Below are 15,493 nucleotides of genomic sequence, written 5' to 3'. Positions count from 1 at the left end.
CCGAGTAACCCGTTGGAGCCACGGCGGGGGGATTGACTACCCTGAGCGGGACTTTCACACCCGCCCGGAGCAGGGAGCCCCGCAGTGATCACCAGGACTTCGTCGTTGTTCCTTCGCACGTTGCGCGAGGATCCGGCGGACGCCGAAGTACCGAGCCACCGGCTCCTGGTACGCGCCGGCTACGTCCGCCGGGTCGCCCCGGGCGGGTACTCCTGGCTGCCGCTGGGCCTGCGGGTCCTGCGCCGGATCGAGAACGTCGTGCGCGACGAGATGAACAAGATCGGCGCGCAGGAGATCCAGTTCCCCGCGTTGCTGCCGAAGGAGCCCTACGAGGCCACCGGCCGCTGGACCGAGTACGGCGACAGCCTGTTCCGCCTGAAGGACCGCAAGGGCGCCGACTACCTGCTCGGCCCGACGCACGAAGAGCTCTTCACGCTCACCGTGAAGGGCGAGTACAGCTCGTACCGCGACTACCCGGTCACGCTGTACCAGATCCAGACGAAGTACCGCGACGAGGCGCGCCCCGCGCCGGCATCCTGCGCGGCCGCGAGTTCGTCATGAAGGACTCGTACTCCTTCGACCTGGACGACGAGGGCCTCGAGCGCTCCTACCAGGCCCACCGCGAGGCGTACACGAAGCTGTTCGACCGGCTCGGCCTCGAGTACGTCGTGGTCAAGGCGACGTCGGGCGCGATGGGCGGCTCGGCGTCCGAAGAGTTCCTCGCCGTCGCCGAGACGGGCGAGGACACCTACGTCCGCAGCACCGAGTCGGGCTACGCGGCGAACGTCGAAGCCGTCGTGACGCCCGCGCCGCCCGCGCAGCCGATCGAAGGCCGCCCCGAGGCGCAGGTGCACCACACGCCGAACACGCCGACCATCGAGACGCTGGTCAACTTCCTGAACAACGCGAACCTGGGCCGCACCTTCACCGCTGCCGACACGCTGAAGAACGTCATGCTCAAGACGCGTCAGCCGGGTGCGAAGGAGTGGGAGCTGGTCTGCGTCGCGGTCCCGGGTGACCGCGAAGTGGACATGAAGCGCCTCGAGGCGTCGCTGGAGCCCGCCGAGGTCGCGCTGCTCGAAGAGGCCGACTTCGCGAAGAACCCGTTCCTGGTCAAGGGCTACATCGGCCCGAAGGCGCTGCAGGACAACGGCGTGCGCTACCTCGCCGACCCCCGGATCGTCCCCGGCACCGCCTGGGTCACCGGGGCCGACAAGGTCGACCACCACGTCGTCGACCTGCTCGCGGGCCGCGACTTCACCCCGGACGGCACCATCGAGGCCGCCGAGGTCCGCGAGGGCGACGCGTCGCCCGACGGCCAGGGCACCCTGGTCGCCGCGCGCGGCATCGAGATCGGGCACATCTTCCAGCTCGGCCGCAAGTACGCGGACGCGTTCGAGCTGGACGCGCTCGGCCCGGACTCGAAGCCGATCCGGATCACGATGGGTTCGTACGGCGTCGGCGTCTCGCGGCTGGTCGGCGTGCTCGCCGAGCAGAACCACGACGACCTCGGCCTGATCTGGCCGCGCGAGGTGTCGCCGTTCGACGTGCACATCGTCATCGCGGGCAAGGACGAGGCGGTCGCGGCCGGCGCCGAGAAGATCGCCGCCGAGCTCGACGCGGCGGGCATCGAGGTCATCCTCGACGACCGCAAGGCGACGCCTGGTGTCAAGTTCGCCGACGCCGAGCTGGTCGGCGTGCCGACCATCCTGGTGGTCGGGCGCGGGCTGGCCAACGGCGTCGTCGAGGTCAAGGACCGGCGGTCGGGCGAGCGCGAGGAGATCGCGGTCGACGCCGTCGTCGAGCACCTGGTCAAGCTCGTCCGGTCCTGATGAGCCCCTTCCGCCGTCGTGACGACACGACGCCGGGGTACGAGGACAACGCGGCGCTCCGCGGGTTCGGCGGTTACGAGCCCGCGGACGCGCCGCGCGCCCAGCCCAAGCGCATCCGCCCGAAGCCGAGGCTGAAGCCGCTGAAGTGGCGGCGGGCGCCGTGGTTCGGGCTGGTGTTCATCGCGCTGGTCGCCGGGGTGCTGAACGCGCTGGGCGTGGGCAGGTCGCACCACGCGTCCTCGACGCCGACCCCACGCGAGCCGGTGGTGTCGACGCCATCGCCGCGGATGGCGGTACCCCCGGCGGTGACCGGTTGGCAGTCGGTCGCGGGCAAGGACGGTTCGTACGCCTACGACGTCCCGCCGAACTGGGAACCGGCCCCGACCACCCTGCACGGCTGGGACAACCCCGAGGTCAGGCTGATCACGAGCGCGTTCCTGGGCAAGGACGTCTGCGGCCGCGACAGCCTGGGCGGCGCGGGCGTCACGACGGAGCCCGTGGCCGACCCGGAGGCGGCGGCCCGCAAGGCGGCGACGGACGTCGCGACGGCCGCGTACGGCGGGACAACGCAGCTCGGCGCGGCCACGGACGCGCAGGTCACGCGGGCCGACGGCACGCAGATCCTGGCGCGGTTCGTCGTCGCCGAGGTCGTCCCCGGGGAATCGGGGCAGTGCGCGGCGAAGCACGCCTTGGTGGCTGCGATGGCGTTCGGGGATGGCTCGGGTGCGTCGGGTGTCGTCGTGGCGTACGCGGACAGCGACCGCTCCGGCCCTTCGGTCCGCGAAGACCTCGAGAAGATCGTGCGCAGCTACCGGTTCGTGCCCGCGGCCGACCGGAGCACGACGACTCCGCCGCCCACGACCTACCGCTAGTAGTCGTCGTACCCGGTGAAATGCCCGCCGATCTCGTTGTGCAGCAGCTCGGACGAGCTGACGAGCGCGCGGACGATCCCTTCGTCGCGCGCGGTGCCGAGCCCGGACTCGGCGAGCCGGTGGGCCAGTTCGTCGAGGTACGTCGCGGCCCTCGAGACGTACTCGATCAGGTCTCCCGGCCAGGGGTCGGCGCGGAGCTCGACCGTCCGCGCGACCAAGGCGGACAGCTGTTCGGAAAGCTGGTTGTGCGCTCCGCCCGGCAGCTGGGCGCGGGCGAGGGTGCGCAGGAGCCGTTGACAGGTCGTGATGAGCAGATCCAGCAGCTCGAAGTCCCGCGACTGGCCGAACCGCACTTCACCACCGGCGATCTGGGCGACCACCCCGGTGTTGTCCGAGGAGTAGGAGTAGCGACGCAGCTGGGGTGCCGCGTCGAACGGCGTGAGACCGGTCGGGTTCTCGGCGTTGAGAGCGGGCCGGAAGCAGGGGTGGATGTGGAACTCGTTCTCCTGCGGTTGCAGGGGCAGCTGCCCGGAACCGGCGTACGAAACGCCGGTCTCCCGGAGCACGCCGAGAAACCCGACGCGGTAGAGCACCTCCACGACTCCGTCGGCGGTCAGCGCGTTCTTGTAGCTCGGGAACTGGCTGTGCAGGGCTCGGGTGAACGGCGCGAGCCGCGTCGCCACGGCACCGCGGATGACCACGTACCCGGTGTTCTGGAAGAGCACGAACAGCCGGTCGAGGAACGGGACCGTGACCAGGTACTCCTTCGCGAGGTCGAGCAGCTTCCACTGGGAGAACTGCAGCGTCGCGCCGACCACGTCGGTCTCGGCGATCCGCTTCGCGCCGCGGCTGTGGGCCGCGTCGCGGCAGAGGTTGAGGAACTGGATGGCGTCGCGCGGGCGGGGGAGCGTGCGCGAGAACAGGTACTCGTCGGCCGGCTGGCCGTGCACCCGGGCGGGGAAGATCCCGCCCCAGAGTTCCCCGGACGACACCGGCTCGCCCAGGGAAGCGCGGGCCCGCAGCAGCGCGACTTCGCCGAGCTTCTCCGGCGTCCATTCGAGGCGGAGTTCGTCGCTGTGGAACTTGTCCGCGTCGTCGAACTGCAGCGCGTCGTAGATGTCCGAACGCACGAACAGCACACACCGCACGGCGCCGCCATACGTCTGGACCGCGCGTTTGGCGGCCAGCAGCAGCCCGATCACGGTGTTGTCGCTTTCGCGGTCACTCGACCAGACCTGTTCCAGCTGGTCGACGAGCACCAGCAGCGGGTCGTGCCCCGTGCAGCCGAGCGCCTGGAAGCCGCGGGCGACCCAGGCCTCGAGCACGTCGAGCTGCTTGGCGGCACGGGCCCCTTCCGAACCGCCGCCCTTGCGGTCCAGGCCGGCCTTGACGCCGAACGCCTCGAGCGACAGCGTCGTCTGCAGTCCTCGGCCGCCGTGCCGGACCCGGTCGTAGAAACTGGTTTCGGCGAGTTCGCCGTTCTCGGCCAGGAACCGGCGCAACGCCCGGATCGGCTTCGAGAACCGGCGGTGGTGCACCGCTTTCGCGTGGCCGACGAGGTGGCGGGCCGCCTGCACGGCGAAAACGTACCGCCAGATCAGCGACTTCGCCGTCGCGCCGGTGAGCCCTTGGAAGCTCGAAGCGGCGAAGCTCTTCGCCCGCGGCGTCGTCCGGGGTGATCAGGCAGGTGCCACCGTCGGCCGTCAACCGCATGCAGATGGCGCTCTTGCCCGTGCCCTTGCGGCCGATGACGAGGTTCTTGTGCCCGGCCGACACCTCTTCGAACGCCTTGGTGACCAGGAATCCCTCGCGCAGCAAACCGTCGGCGAAGTCGTGTTCCGCGTCGTCGCGGCCGAAATACAGCTTGCCGACCGTTCCCTCGGGCACGCGCGCCTCCTCCGGTCCGGTGGCTCAGGGTACTCGCGCTGAGCCCCGGAATTCGGCAGGCTGCCCGCATGAGTGGTGATGACGCGGACAGAACACTCGGGCGGATCCGCGCCGGGGCGTTCGGGGTGCTGGCCGTCGCGGGGGTGCTGCTTCTCTTCGGTCCCTTGCTCGGGAAAGCGTGGCTGTGGCTCGTCCAGCCGCGGGAGCCGGACTGGTGGGGTGCCACCGGGCAGTGGGCCGGGGGCGTCGGGACGATCGGGGCCGTCGTCGTCGCGTTGTGGATCGCCATCCGGGACGGCCGGGTCGCGCAGGCCGACCGGCGGAAGCGGGACCTGCGGGAACGGCAGGAGCAGGCCGCGAAGGTCACCGCCTGGATCGAACGCGCCGAGCCCGGCGCCACCGACGGACGGCCGATCGCGGGCTACATGATCGTCTCCAACGCGAACGCCGAGGCCGTCAACCACGTCGTCGTCTCGTTCGACCTCGTGCGGCACCTGCCGATGACCGGGTCCACCCTGCACCGCGGGCCCACCATCGAAGACGACGAGTACCTCTTCGCCATCCTGCCGCCCGGGAAGTGGCGGATGCCGATCCGCGAAGGCTGGCAACGCCCGGACATGACCCCGGGCGTCATGCTCGCCTTCAGCGACTCGCGCGACGGCCACTGGCTCCGGCTGACCGACGGCAGGCTGATCGAGAAGGACCAGAACGTCGTCACCCGCCGGAAGATCCGGTTCCCGCAGCGGATCAGCGTCCCCGAGAGCTACTGACCAGCTTCGCCAGCTCGCGCAGCCGCACGTCCGGCAGGTACGCCCGGCCCAGCGCCAGCCCGATCCGCGGCAGGTCCGCTTCGTCGCGGAAAGCCAGGTACAGCGGGACGTGCCGGGGCTGGAACTTCGCCTTGAACGCGTGCAGCGAACGGAATCCGTAGTACGGCTCCATCACGCGGCCCAGTGATTCCAGCGCCCGGTCGACGACGCGGCCGGGCGCGTCGCCACCGCTGCGGGCCAGCGGAGCACCCGACAGGGACACGAACCGCGCGCCCTCGTCTCGGAACGCCAGGCACGCCGACGCGATCAGGAACTCCATCACCGGGCGGAAACCGTGCGCGCTGCGGCGCATGACGTCCAGCGTCCAGCCGCCGACCTTGCCCGCGCCCGTGTACACCGGCAGCCACGACGTCACGCCGTGGACCGTGCCCTCGGCGTCCACCGCCAGCCCGACGCGGGTGGCCGGGTCCATCGCCTCGTCGAGGCCGCCGAGGGTGAAGCCCATCTCCGGCATGGCCTTGTCGGCCATCCACTCCTCCGACAGCGCCCGGACCTGGGCGAGGATGGGTTCCGGCTGGTCGGCCAAGCGGACCAGCCGGAAGTCGATGTCCTGCTTGGCGGCCTTGTTCAGCGCCGACCGGACGTCCTGCCACGCCTTGCCGCGGAACTCGAGGCCGTCGAGGTCGAGCACGTTGTCCTCGGCCACCTGGACGTGCTGCCAGCCCAGCTCGCGCGTCGCCGCGACAGTCGCTTCCGTCGCCGAGAACACGCACGGCACCAGGCCGGAGTTCTCGCACATCGCGGTGAACTCGGTGACCGTGGCGGCCGCGGTGCCGTCCGGGGCGATCGGGTCGCCGAGCGCGACCGCGACACCCGCGTGCCGCCGGTAGGCGAGGTAGGAGCGGCCGTCCGCGCGGACGAAGTAGGTGTTGCGGGGCCAGGTCGTCATCCACGACAGCGTGCTGCCGCCGTGGCGCCCGAGCAGGGTGCGGGCCAGTGCCGGGCCCGGACCCTGTGCGTGGCGGCGCAACCGGCGTCGCGAGGGCACGCGGAACGCGTGCTGCGCGGCGATGAGCACGACCAGCTCGACCGTCCACAAGAGATTGTCCACGAAGAACAGCGCCAGTCCGTCGGTGTCGTAGTCCGCCCCGAAGAGGTCGGCCAGCCCGGCGAACGTGACGACGACGAGCCCTTGCAGCGTCACGAAAGCCGACAGCGCGACCGCCCAGCGCCAGGCGACGCGGCTGCCCTTGCGCAGCCCGTTGATCATCGGCACCACGACGATCGCCAGCACCGCCAGCTCGGGCGCCGACAGCGTCACGCCTTCGGTCGAGCCGAACGGGCCGTCGCCGGGCACCAGGACCATCACGAACTCGGCGATGGTGAGCAGCAGCAGGCCCGCGACGACCAGCAGCCGCCACTCACGCGGGTTCGGCCCGGCCGACGCCGCCCGCCGCGTGCCGACCAGCTTGTTCCCGAGCGGGATCGCCAGCAGCAGCGCGAAGAAGTGCACGAGGTCGGCCAGCGTGCCGACGTAGACGATCGCGACGCCGGCGTACACGCAGAGCCCGGCCCGCAGCCGCAGCTTCCACGGCGGCCGCAGCGTCGCGCTGGCGACGGCGACCGCGGCGAGCGCGCCGCCGGAGAACCCGACGTCGAGGCTGCCCGCGACGCGCTCGGCCCACAGCCAGCCGGAGTTGCGGCACAGTGCGAGGAACTGAGTCGAGACGAGCACCGCGGCGAACTGGCCGCCGATCGTCACGGCCATCGCGCGCCGCGTCCCCAGCTGCCACTCGGCGAAGCCCGCGAAGAGCGCGAAGCTGCCGACCATCGGCAAGTAGTACCAGGGGATGACGGCGAAGAACGGCCCGGTGAGCATCGTCCACCACCGGCCCTCCTCCAGCGAGGGCAGGCCGTAGGCGATGAACGGGTAGGCCGCGCGGTCTTCGGCGGCGTTCCACAACGCGCCGGTCGCGACGGCCAGCACCAGCATCGCGAGCGTGACACCGCTGGTGAACGGCAGTCTGCGCCTGAGCACCGCGATCATCCCGCGGATGCGTCCCCCTCCGGCGGGCAAGGCCGCCGCCCCTGCTTCGGTCATGCCTGGAAGTCTCGCGAGTCGCGGCCGCGCGGACATCGGGCGGCGGGACGAGATTTCCCTTAGGGGAGTCGTCCTTTCGGCTGAGGGGAAACCCCCACCGGAGGACCAGGCCTACCCGAGGATCGCGCTCCGGACGGCGTCGAAGTCGGCGAGATCGGGCAGGACCGTGTGCGCGCCCGCCGCCCGCAGCTCCTCGGCGGAGAAGCGGCCGGTGGCCACCGCGACGGAGACCGCGCCGTGGTGCAGGGCCGCCTGGACGTCGTTCGGGGTGTCGCCGATGACGACGACCGCGCCGGGGTCGAACTCCGTGCCGTGCTTGGCCGCGGCCAGCGCCACCGCGTGCGGCACCAGGTCCGGGCGGTGCACCGAAAGCGTGCCGTACCCGCCGATCTCCAGGTCGAGGTGGTCGAGCAGGTCGAACGCGGCGAGCTTGTGCCGCGAGATCTCCGGCAGGTTGCCGGTGACGAGCGACTGGACGACGCCGTCGTGCCCGGCGAACGCCGTCAACGCCTCGGCCGCGCCCGGCAGCACGCGCGCTTCGGCCGCGAAGCGGTGCGCCGCGCGTTCCGACTCCGCCACCAGGGCCGCGAAGAGCGCCTCGATCGTCTCCTGGGCAGCTTCGACGCCGTTCGCGGTGAGCAGCTCGGTCGTCGTCGCCAGCTCGGTGCGGCCGCCGAAGACCGGGTGGACGCGCAGGGTCGCGCCGGTCGCGGCGGTGAACGCGGCCGCGTACCAGGCCGAGCCCAGTTCGGCGAAGTCCACCAGCGTGTGGTCGATGTCCCAGAGCAGCAGCCGCGTCTTCGTCACGGGTCGAGGTTACCGACGCCACTATTCAACACGCGTTGACTTCTGGGCGGCGCGGTCGTACCTTGGGCATCAATTCAACAGGTGACGAATAAATGGAGGCTGTCATGACCAGTCCTGTCCGGCGCCCCGCCGGGGCGCTCGCCCTGGTCGCCGCCGTGGCCGGTGCGCTGGTGGCGGTGGTGCTCGGGTTCCTGACCTTCGGGGCGCAGGCGACCGTCGCGCCGGACCACGTCCCGGTCGCCGTCGCGGCCCCGGCCGAGGTCGCGCAGCGCATCGCAGGGCACGGCGGCGGCCAGCTCGAATGGACCGTCACCGACCCGGCCGGCGCGCGGCGGCTGCTGGAGGACAAGCAGGTCTACGGCGTATTGGAGCTCGGACCGGGGCCGTCCGCGACGGTCGTGACGTCCGGCGCAGTCAACCCCGCCGGGACGCAGGTCGCCCAGCAGGCGCTGACCGGCGCCGCGTCCGCGCTGGCCGGAGCGCCGAAGCAGGAGGTGCTGCACCCGGTGAGCCTGGCCGGGCGGACCGCGCCGCTGGCCGCGTCGGCGCTGGCCTGGATCGGCGCGCTGGTCGCGGGCTTGGCGTTGACGCAGCTGGCGGCGCGCACCGGCCGCACGGTCGGCGCGGGCGCGCGGTTCCTGCAGGTCGTCGGCGTCGGCGTGCTGGTGACGGCGGCCGTAGCCGGGTTCTTCGCGCTGTGGGACTCCGAGCTGCCGCTGGACGCCGACGTCCTCGGGTTCGTCTTCCTGGCCGCGACGGCGTTCGCGGCACTGCAAGCGGGGTTGCTGCGGCTGCTTGGCCTGCGCGCGATGGCCGTGCTCGGGCCCCTGTACCTGGTCGCGCCCGCGGTCGCCGGGCAGGTGCCGGAGCTGCTGAACCCGGCCTACCGCGCGCTGCTGTGGTCGTGGACGCCGTTCCGGTTCTCCACCGAAGGCCTGCGCAGTCTCCTGCAGGGCGTGCCCGGCGCCCCCGACGTCACGACCGGCGTCTGGGTGCTCGGGGCCCTGCTGGCGGCGGGCCTGGTGGTGACGCTGTGGCCGTCAGCCCGCCAGCAGGCTGAACCGCACCGTGCGGACTGGGTTGTCGAGGTTGGTGTCCACTAGGCAGATCGACTGCCAGGTGCCCAGCGCGAGCACGCCGCCGAGCACCGGGATGGTGGCGTAGGGCGGCACCAGCGCGGGGAGCACGTGGTCACGCCCGTGACCGGGGCTCCCGTGCCGGTGCCGCCAGCGGCCGTCGCGGGGGAGGAGCTCGTCGAGTGCGGTGAGCAGGTCTTCGTCACTGCCCGCGCCGGTCTCGAGGATCGCCAGCCCGGCGGTGGCGTGCGGGACCCAGACGTGCAGCAGGCCGTCGGCGGCGTCGGCGTCGCGCAGGAAGGCTTCGGCGTCGTGGGTGAGGTCGTGGACGACGGCCTCGGAGCCGGTGCGGACCTCGATCTCGGTGGAGTACATGAGCTCCAGCCTAGGGAGCGGCGGTTTCCTTCGCGGGCTCACGTGTCGCGGCGACGTCGGCTTTCTCGTGCTCGGTGCCCGCGCGGGGCGTGATCGACAGCAGGTCGCCGGGCTCCTCGACGGCCAGCCGGTGCCAGCGGCCGGGCGGGACGATGAACGACCGCCCGGCGGTCAGGGTGGCCACCAGGCCTTCGTCGCGCAGGTGGACGCGGAAGGTGCCGGACAGCGCGACGAGGACCTCGTGCCCGCGGGTGTGGCGTTCCCAGACGTCCGAGTGGACGGCCCGGTCGTCTTCGGCGTGGAACGCGCCCACGCTCCACAGGCTGCCGTCGGTGCCGCGCAGGGCCTCGCGGCGGTCGGCGGCTTCGGCCACGCCGTCGGGGCGCAGCTGGATCAGGGTGCTGAACAGGTCGTAGTTTTCGAACATGTTCCGAAAGTAGCATCGGCCGGGCCGCGCTGTCGACCGGGCATGATGGGGACGTGCCCCGCTCCTCCGGCCGCATCGGACGGCCCCCGACGACGTCCCGCGAGCAGATCCTCGAAGCCGCGCGGGCGATCCTCGACCGGGAGGGCTGGGAGAAGCTGACGGTCCGGCGGCTGGCCGCCGAACTGGGTGTCGGCGCGACGACGCTGTACCACCACGTGCGCGACAAGGACGACCTGCTGATCCAGCTGCTCGAGCACCACGCGGGCCGGTTGCCTCGGCCGGAGCTGCCCGCCGACCCGCGCGAGCGCGTCGTCGCCGCGGCCACGGTCATGCACGACTCGCTGGCCGAGTGGCCGCAGGTGGTCGAGGTCCTGACGGCCGACGACCTGCTCGGCGAGTCGGCGCTGTGGATGGTCGAGGCCATCGTCGGCGGCGCGCTCGACTGCGGGCTCTCGCCCGAGCACGCCGTCGACCTCTACCGCGGCATCTGGTACTACACCGCGGGCGAGGTCCTCATCCGCGCCCGCGCCGGGCGGCGCGCGGGCGAAAACCGGCCCCGCTACCGGGATTCCGTCTTCGCGGACCTCGACCCGGAGCGGTTCCCCAGCCTGGCCGTGCTCGGCGGCCGCTGGCCGGAGCTGACCGCGCGCGACACGTTCGCCCGCGGGCTGCGCGCGCTCGTCGACGGCTCGCTGGCTCAGGAATCCAAGTAGCGCAACACGGCCAGCACCCGGCGGTTGTCCCCTTCGGACGGTGGCAGGCCGAGCTTGCCGAAGATCGACGTCACGTACTTCTCGACCGAACCGGCGGAGAGGAACAGCTTCGCCGCGATCGCCGAGTTCGACCGGCCTTCCGCCATCAGGCCGAGGACCTCGCGCTCGCGCGGGGTGAGCCCGCCGAGCGCGTCGGTCTGGCGCGTCGCCGAAAACAGCTGGCTGACGACTTCGGGGTCGAGCACGGTCTCGCCGTCGGCGACCCGGCGCAACGCGTCGAGGAAGTCCGACACCTCGGCGACGCGGTCCTTCAGCAGGTAGCCGACGCCGCCGGCGCGGTCGGCCAGCAGCTGGGCCGCGTACTTCGTCTCGACGTACTGGGAGAACAGCAGGATCGCGCGGCCCGGGTGGTCCCGGCGCAGGGCGATCGCGGCGCGCAGGCCCTCGTCGGTGTGCGTCGGCGGCATCCGGATGTCCACAATGGACACGTCGGGGGTGTGCGCCTCGACTTCGGCCCGCAGCGCGTCGGCGTCCTTCACCGCGGCGACGACCTCGTGGCCGCGGAAGGTGAGCAGCTCGACGAGGCCCTGGCGGAGGATGGTCGAGTCCTCCGCGATGACGATCCGCATGCCGCGACCCTAGCGGGGCAGCGGCACCCGCGCGGTCACTTCGGTCGGACCGCCGGGCGGGCTGACGACGACCAGCTCGCCGTCGACCGTCCGCAGCCGCTCGGCCACCCCGGCCAGCCCGCCGCCCGGCACGATCCGGGCGCCGCCGCGGCCGCCGTCGCGCACCAGCAACCGCAGGACGTCGCGCTCCTCGGTGACCTCGACCAGCGCCGGACCACCGTGCTTGGCGGCGTTGGTGAGGAGTTCGGCGGCGCTGAAGTAGACGATCGTTTCGAGCGACGGCGGCGGGCGGCGCGGCAGGTCCACGGTGACCCCGGCGTCGATCCCGGAGGTGGCGACGAGGGTGGCGAGGGCGACGTCGAGACCGGCGTCGAGGGCGGCCGGGTGGATGCCGCGGGCGAGGTCGCGCAGTTCGGTCAGCGCTTGCTTCGCGTTGGCGTGGGCGTCGCCGACCAACTGTTTCACCTGGGGGAGGTCGAGGTGTTCGAGTTCGTCCTTGGCGAGGCCGAGCTTCATGGCGAGGGCGACGAGCTGGGCCTGCGCACCGTCGTGGAGGTCGCGTTCGATGCGGCGCAGCCGGAGAGCGGCGTCTTCGACGGCGGTGGCCCGGCTGGCTTCGAGATCGCGGACGCGTGCGGAGAGATCCCGTTCCCCGAGCAGGCCGACGACGAGCAGCCGGTCGAGCGCGGCGAAGGCGTGGGTCACCCACGGCAGTCCCACGAGCACCAGCAACCCCGACGCCGACCAGGCGACGGCGGCGGGCCAGTGGTCGGCCCGGATGTCGAAGACCGGCAAGGCCTTTTCGCCGAGGGGGAACCAGAAGAAGGCGAAGGGCGTCGCGGCCACGGCGTAGAGCGAGCCGGTGACGATCGCGAACAGCCCGGCGAGGGTGAGCGGGAGGCGTAGCAGCAGGTACCCGGCCGTCCGCCACCCGGCGGGATCCCCGACCCGGGCTTTGACCCAGCTCCAGAGGCCCGGCTTCAGCTCAGGCCGCCGCGGGACGGGCACGCTGACCCCGAGCAGGGCCCGGGCGAGCCGCCGGTGGACGGCACCGAGACCGCGGGCGTAGAGGAGCGCGCCCGCGAGCACGAGGAAGCCGAGGAGGACGGGCGTCAGCCAGAGGCCGAGGGCGAGAACGACGAGAAAGGTGACGAGCGCGAAGAGGGTGAGCGGGCCGGAGACGACCAGCCAGAGGTACTCGGCCCCGAAGTCCCGGGTGGCGAGCGGGCCGAAGACCCGCCGCAGCGGGTGGGGGCGAGGGACGTCGAGGCTGGTCACGGCTCCAGTCTCGCCGGGCCGTGGCTTCGTGCCCATCCGGTTTTCCCCCTACCGGGCCCCGGGAATGCCGGGCTGCCCGCGGGGGCGCCCCCCGTCTTCCACATTACCGGCAGGCACCGACAATTCCGGCGCCGTGCTGGCCCGAGGCGGGCTGAAGGGTCCTTTACTCGCATCACATGCGAGGAAAGGACCCTTCACCGCATCAGATGAGACGAACGTCCCCTTCAGCGCACGCGGGCGCTACGGGGTGTCCGGGTCGTCTTCCCGGGCCCGCTGCGCGGCTTCGCGCATCTCGATGACGTCCGTGAGCCAGTCGCCCGTCTCGCGGGCGATGTCGCGGATCGCGCCCGTGATGATCGACGCTATGTTGCCGACGTGCGTCGCGGCTGATTCGGTGATCACCTGCAGGGTGTCCTTCTCGCGTTCGAACTGGCCCACCATGTCACCCTCACGCTGCTCGGAGCTGCCGGTCGGGTTCCACGGTAACCGGTGTCGGCGACGAAGGGAGGGCGAGCTTCACGATCTTCTTCGCCACCGACCAGAGCTGCTTGCGCAACGGCCCCGTGTGGTACGGCAGCCCGTACTTCTCGCAGATCGCGCGCACCTCGCCCGCGATCTCGGGGTACCGGCGTGCCGGGATGTCCGGGAACAGGTGGTGCTCGATCTGGTGCGACAGGTTGCCGCTCATGATGTGGAACAGCGGGCTGCCGCTGATGTTCGCCGACCCCAGGATCTGGCGCAGGTACCACTGCCCCCGCGACTCTTCCGACGTCTCCTCCTCGGTGAAGCTCTCGACGTCCGCCGGGAAGTGGCCGCAGAAGATGATCGCGAACGCCCACAGGTTGCGGGTCAGGTTCGCCGTCGCGTTGCCGAGGAACGTCAGCGGTGCCAGCGGGCCCGTCAGCAGCGGGAACAGCACGTAGTCCTTGCCGATCTGCCGGGACGCCTTCCGCAGGATCCGCCGCCACACCGGCTTGTTGTCCTCGAACGTCCGCTCGCCCTTCACCACCTTCTCCACCTCGAGGTCGTGCAGCATCACGCCCCACTGGAAGAAGATCGCCAGCAGCGTCGCGTACACCGGGTTGCCGAGGTAGTACGGGTGCCACTTCTGGGCGTCGTCCATCCGCAGGATGCCGTAGCCGATGTCCCGGTCCTTGTCGAGGATGTTCGTGTACGTGTGGTGGATGTAGTTGTGCGAGTGCCGCCAGTTCTCCGCCGGCGCCACCGTGTCCCACTCGAACCGCTGCGAGCTCAGCGCCGGGTCACGCGTCCAGTCGTACTGGCCGTGCATGACGTTGTGGCCGATCTCCATGTTGTCCAGGATCTTCGCCACCGACAGCGCGCCGACGCCGGCGAGCCACGCGGGCGGGAAGAACCCGGCGAACAGCAGCGCCCGCCCGGCGACTTCCAGGCCACGCTGGGTTTTGATGATGGTGTGGATGTAGTCGACGTCGGCCTGGCCCAGGTCGTCGACGATCCGCTGCCGCAGCGCGTCGAGCTCGCGGCCGAACTCCTCGACCTGTTCCGGGGTCAGGCGGTCCTGCAGACCGGTCATGGCTTTCTCCTCTAAGCGTCGATCTCGACGTCCCCGACCGGGACGGAGATGCAGAGCTGGATTTCTTCGTCTTCGTCGCCGGAAATCTCGCCGGTGCGCGCGTTGCGGACGCGCCCGGCGGTCTTGAGCTGGGTGCAGGAGAAGCAGATGCCCATCCGGCAGCCGTGCTCCGGCGACAGCCCGGCCTCCTCGGCCTGCTCCAGCAACGGCTTCCCCGAGTTGGCGCACTCCCGCCCGCTGCGCTTGAAGCGCACCTGGCCTTCGGCGTTCGCCGTGTCGAAGGTCAACGCCGGCGGCGTGAACTCTTCGGTGTGCACGCGTTCACCCAATTCCTCGCGGACCGCGTCCATGAGCGGCTTCGGGCCGCAGACGAACGCCTCCGCGTCGCGGAACCAGGGCGCGACCCGCGCGAGGTGCTCCGGGGCGAAGAAGCCGTTCAGGTCGCCGCCCTTCGAGTGGGTGTAGGCGTGCACGACCCGCAGCCCGGGGTGCCGGGCGGCGAGCTCGGCCAGTTCGGTGCGGTAGAGCGCGTCGGCCGGCCCGTTCGAGTACTGCACGAACACGATCTCGCCGGTGTGCCCCTCGTCGACCAGCGTGCGGGCCATGGCGAGCACCGGCGTGATGCCGCTGCCACCCGCGATCAGCAGCACGCGGTCCGGCCGGGCGGCGGGCAGCGTGAACCCACCGTCCGGAGTGGACAGGTTGACCACCGAACCGACGCCGATCGCGCGGTTCAGGTGCCCGGAGACCAGGCCCTGCTCCTTGACCGTGAACTCCAGTTCGCCGTCGTACTGCGAACCGCACGGCGAATAACAGCGGGTGAGCCGGACGCCGTCGATCTCCACCTGCACGCGGACGTACTGCCCGGCGGTGAAGCCGGGCCACGCGCGGCTGGGCTTGACGGTGAGGGTGACGGTGTCCGGCGTCTGCTTCCGCACGGCCGTGACCAGCCCGCGGATCTCGCGGCGGACCAGCATCGGGTCGACGAGCTCCAGGTAGCGGTCCATCCCGTGCGGCGTCAGCAGCGCCTCGGCCAGCGAGGCGAGGCTGCGCACCCGCCGGGGGATGAGCGCCGTCATCGTGTCCTCCTCGATTACAGTGAACGACTGTGCACTGAATAGTGCACTGCAGAAGTGGACCGCCTGTCAACGCGAGACCCCGAGGATGTGAC

At 71.5% G+C, this 15,493-nt stretch carries 15 protein-coding genes and 1 pseudogene; 6 read left to right on the top strand and 10 right to left on the bottom strand.

Annotation, left to right across the window (positions count from 1 at the left end):
- The first annotated feature begins 84 nt into the window (after window positions 1-84).
- Both QP939_RS00320 and QP939_RS00315 read left to right on the top strand, forming a co-directional pair.
- Window positions 85-1,832: pseudogene (locus QP939_RS00320) on the top strand (proline--tRNA ligase).
- Window positions 1,832-2,704 (top strand): DUF8017 domain-containing protein, encoded by an 873-nt coding sequence (locus tag QP939_RS00315; RefSeq protein ID WP_285454418.1) that lies wholly within the window; start codon window positions 1,832-1,834, stop codon window positions 2,702-2,704. Before QP939_RS00320 ends, QP939_RS00315 begins: the two are co-directional and overlap by 1 nt.
- On the opposite strand, the gene QP939_RS00310 is transcribed toward QP939_RS00315, so the two are convergent.
- The gene (locus QP939_RS00310) at window positions 2,701-4,302 is read right to left on the bottom strand and encodes a P-loop ATPase, Sll1717 family (RefSeq protein ID WP_434219666.1); all 1,602 of its coding nucleotides are present in this window, start codon (window positions 4,300-4,302) and stop codon (window positions 2,701-2,703) included. The genes QP939_RS00315 and QP939_RS00310 overlap by 4 nt on opposite strands.
- Before the next feature lie 22 nt (window positions 4,303-4,324).
- Between QP939_RS00310 and QP939_RS00305 the strand changes: the two genes are divergently transcribed.
- Window positions 4,325-4,633 (top strand): hypothetical protein, encoded by a 309-nt coding sequence (locus tag QP939_RS00305; protein WP_285454416.1) that lies wholly within the window; start codon window positions 4,325-4,327, stop codon window positions 4,631-4,633.
- 26 nt (window positions 4,634-4,659) lie between these two features.
- A complete protein-coding gene (locus tag QP939_RS00300; RefSeq protein WP_285454415.1) occupies window positions 4,660-5,361 on the top strand; it encodes a hypothetical protein in 702 nt (233 codons plus the stop codon).
- Here QP939_RS00300 and QP939_RS00295 read toward each other — a convergent pair.
- Both QP939_RS00295 and QP939_RS00290 read right to left on the bottom strand, forming a co-directional pair.
- Window positions 5,339-7,408 carry a bifunctional lysylphosphatidylglycerol flippase/synthetase MprF gene (locus tag QP939_RS00295; protein WP_434219665.1) on the bottom strand — a complete coding sequence of 690 codons (2,070 nt, stop codon included), beginning with the start codon at window positions 7,406-7,408 and terminating at the stop codon, window positions 5,339-5,341. The genes QP939_RS00300 and QP939_RS00295 overlap by 23 nt on opposite strands.
- 165 nt (window positions 7,409-7,573) lie before the next feature.
- Entirely contained in the window at window positions 7,574-8,269 is a 696-nt protein-coding gene (locus tag QP939_RS00290) for an HAD family hydrolase (protein ID WP_285454413.1), read from the bottom strand.
- Window positions 8,270-8,373: 104 nt separating this feature from the next.
- Between QP939_RS00290 and QP939_RS00285 the strand changes: the two genes are divergently transcribed.
- Window positions 8,374-9,372 carry a YhgE/Pip domain-containing protein gene (locus QP939_RS00285; RefSeq protein ID WP_285454412.1) on the top strand — a complete coding sequence of 333 codons (999 nt, stop codon included), beginning with the start codon at window positions 8,374-8,376 and terminating at the stop codon, window positions 9,370-9,372.
- On the opposite strand, the gene QP939_RS00280 is transcribed toward QP939_RS00285, so the two are convergent.
- Complete coding sequence (locus QP939_RS00280; RefSeq protein WP_285454411.1) at window positions 9,310-9,720, bottom strand: secondary thiamine-phosphate synthase enzyme YjbQ; 411 nt, start codon at window positions 9,718-9,720, stop codon at window positions 9,310-9,312. The genes QP939_RS00285 and QP939_RS00280 overlap by 63 nt on opposite strands.
- Window positions 9,721-9,730: 10 nt before the next feature.
- Window positions 9,731-10,147 (bottom strand): cupin domain-containing protein, encoded by a 417-nt coding sequence (locus tag QP939_RS00275; protein ID WP_285454410.1) that lies wholly within the window; start codon window positions 10,145-10,147, stop codon window positions 9,731-9,733.
- Between the two features lie 53 nt (window positions 10,148-10,200).
- Between QP939_RS00275 and QP939_RS00270 the strand changes: the two genes are divergently transcribed.
- On the top strand, window positions 10,201-10,860 hold the full coding sequence (locus QP939_RS00270) for a TetR family transcriptional regulator (RefSeq protein ID WP_285454409.1): 660 nt from the start codon (window positions 10,201-10,203) through the stop codon (window positions 10,858-10,860).
- On the opposite strand, the gene QP939_RS00265 is transcribed toward QP939_RS00270, so the two are convergent.
- The 5 genes from QP939_RS00265 to QP939_RS00245 form a co-directional block, all read right to left on the bottom strand.
- The gene (locus QP939_RS00265) at window positions 10,845-11,489 is read right to left on the bottom strand and encodes a response regulator transcription factor (protein ID WP_285454408.1); all 645 of its coding nucleotides are present in this window, start codon (window positions 11,487-11,489) and stop codon (window positions 10,845-10,847) included. The two genes, QP939_RS00270 and QP939_RS00265, sit on opposite strands and share 16 nt — an antisense overlap.
- 9 nt (window positions 11,490-11,498) lie before the next feature.
- Window positions 11,499-12,803 carry a sensor histidine kinase gene (locus QP939_RS00260; RefSeq protein ID WP_285454407.1) on the bottom strand — a complete coding sequence of 435 codons (1,305 nt, stop codon included), beginning with the start codon at window positions 12,801-12,803 and terminating at the stop codon, window positions 11,499-11,501.
- A 204-nt stretch (window positions 12,804-13,007) separates the two neighbouring features.
- Window positions 13,008-13,208 carry a hypothetical protein gene (locus QP939_RS00255; protein WP_091307018.1) on the bottom strand — a complete coding sequence of 67 codons (201 nt, stop codon included), beginning with the start codon at window positions 13,206-13,208 and terminating at the stop codon, window positions 13,008-13,010.
- Window positions 13,209-13,215: 7 nt separating this feature from the next.
- Complete coding sequence (locus tag QP939_RS00250; protein WP_285454405.1) at window positions 13,216-14,322, bottom strand: fatty acid desaturase family protein; 1,107 nt, start codon at window positions 14,320-14,322, stop codon at window positions 13,216-13,218.
- Window positions 14,323-14,333: 11 nt separating this feature from the next.
- Window positions 14,334-15,401: a ferredoxin reductase gene (locus QP939_RS00245; RefSeq protein ID WP_285454404.1), complete on the bottom strand. Its 1,068-nt coding sequence runs from the start codon at window positions 15,399-15,401 to the stop codon at window positions 14,334-14,336.
- Between the last annotated feature and the right edge of the window lie 92 nt (window positions 15,402-15,493).

It is taken from the genome of Amycolatopsis nalaikhensis (genome assembly GCF_030264295.1).
GTDB lineage: Bacteria > Actinomycetota > Actinomycetes > Mycobacteriales > Pseudonocardiaceae > Amycolatopsis > Amycolatopsis nalaikhensis.
Note: the sequence above shows the minus strand (reverse complement) of the source record. Positions and strands in the feature narration are given on the sequence as shown.

Bases quoted from the DNA above. Each gene is read 5' to 3' on its own strand.
- QP939_RS00260 (WP_285454407.1), bottom strand. From the start codon at position 12,803: ATGGGCACGAAGCCACGGCCCGGCGAGACTGGAGCCGTGACCAGCCTC.
- QP939_RS00250 (WP_285454405.1), bottom strand. From the start codon at position 14,322: ATGACCGGTCTGCAGGACCGCCTGACCCCGGAACAGGTCGAGGAGTTC.
- QP939_RS00255 (WP_091307018.1), bottom strand. From the start codon at position 13,208: ATGGTGGGCCAGTTCGAACGCGAGAAGGACACCCTGCAGGTGATCACC.
- QP939_RS00265 (WP_285454408.1), bottom strand. From the start codon at position 11,489: ATGCGGATCGTCATCGCGGAGGACTCGACCATCCTCCGCCAGGGCCTC.
- QP939_RS00300 (WP_285454415.1), top strand. From the start codon at position 4,660: ATGAGTGGTGATGACGCGGACAGAACACTCGGGCGGATCCGCGCCGGG.
- QP939_RS00275 (WP_285454410.1), bottom strand. From the start codon at position 10,147: ATGTTCGAAAACTACGACCTGTTCAGCACCCTGATCCAGCTGCGCCCC.
- QP939_RS00315 (WP_285454418.1), top strand. From the start codon at position 1,832: ATGAGCCCCTTCCGCCGTCGTGACGACACGACGCCGGGGTACGAGGAC.
- QP939_RS00280 (WP_285454411.1), bottom strand. From the start codon at position 9,720: ATGTACTCCACCGAGATCGAGGTCCGCACCGGCTCCGAGGCCGTCGTC.
- QP939_RS00245 (WP_285454404.1), bottom strand. From the start codon at position 15,401: ATGACGGCGCTCATCCCCCGGCGGGTGCGCAGCCTCGCCTCGCTGGCC.
- QP939_RS00285 (WP_285454412.1), top strand. From the start codon at position 8,374: ATGACCAGTCCTGTCCGGCGCCCCGCCGGGGCGCTCGCCCTGGTCGCC.
- QP939_RS00295 (WP_434219665.1), bottom strand. From the start codon at position 7,408: ATGATCGCGGTGCTCAGGCGCAGACTGCCGTTCACCAGCGGTGTCACG.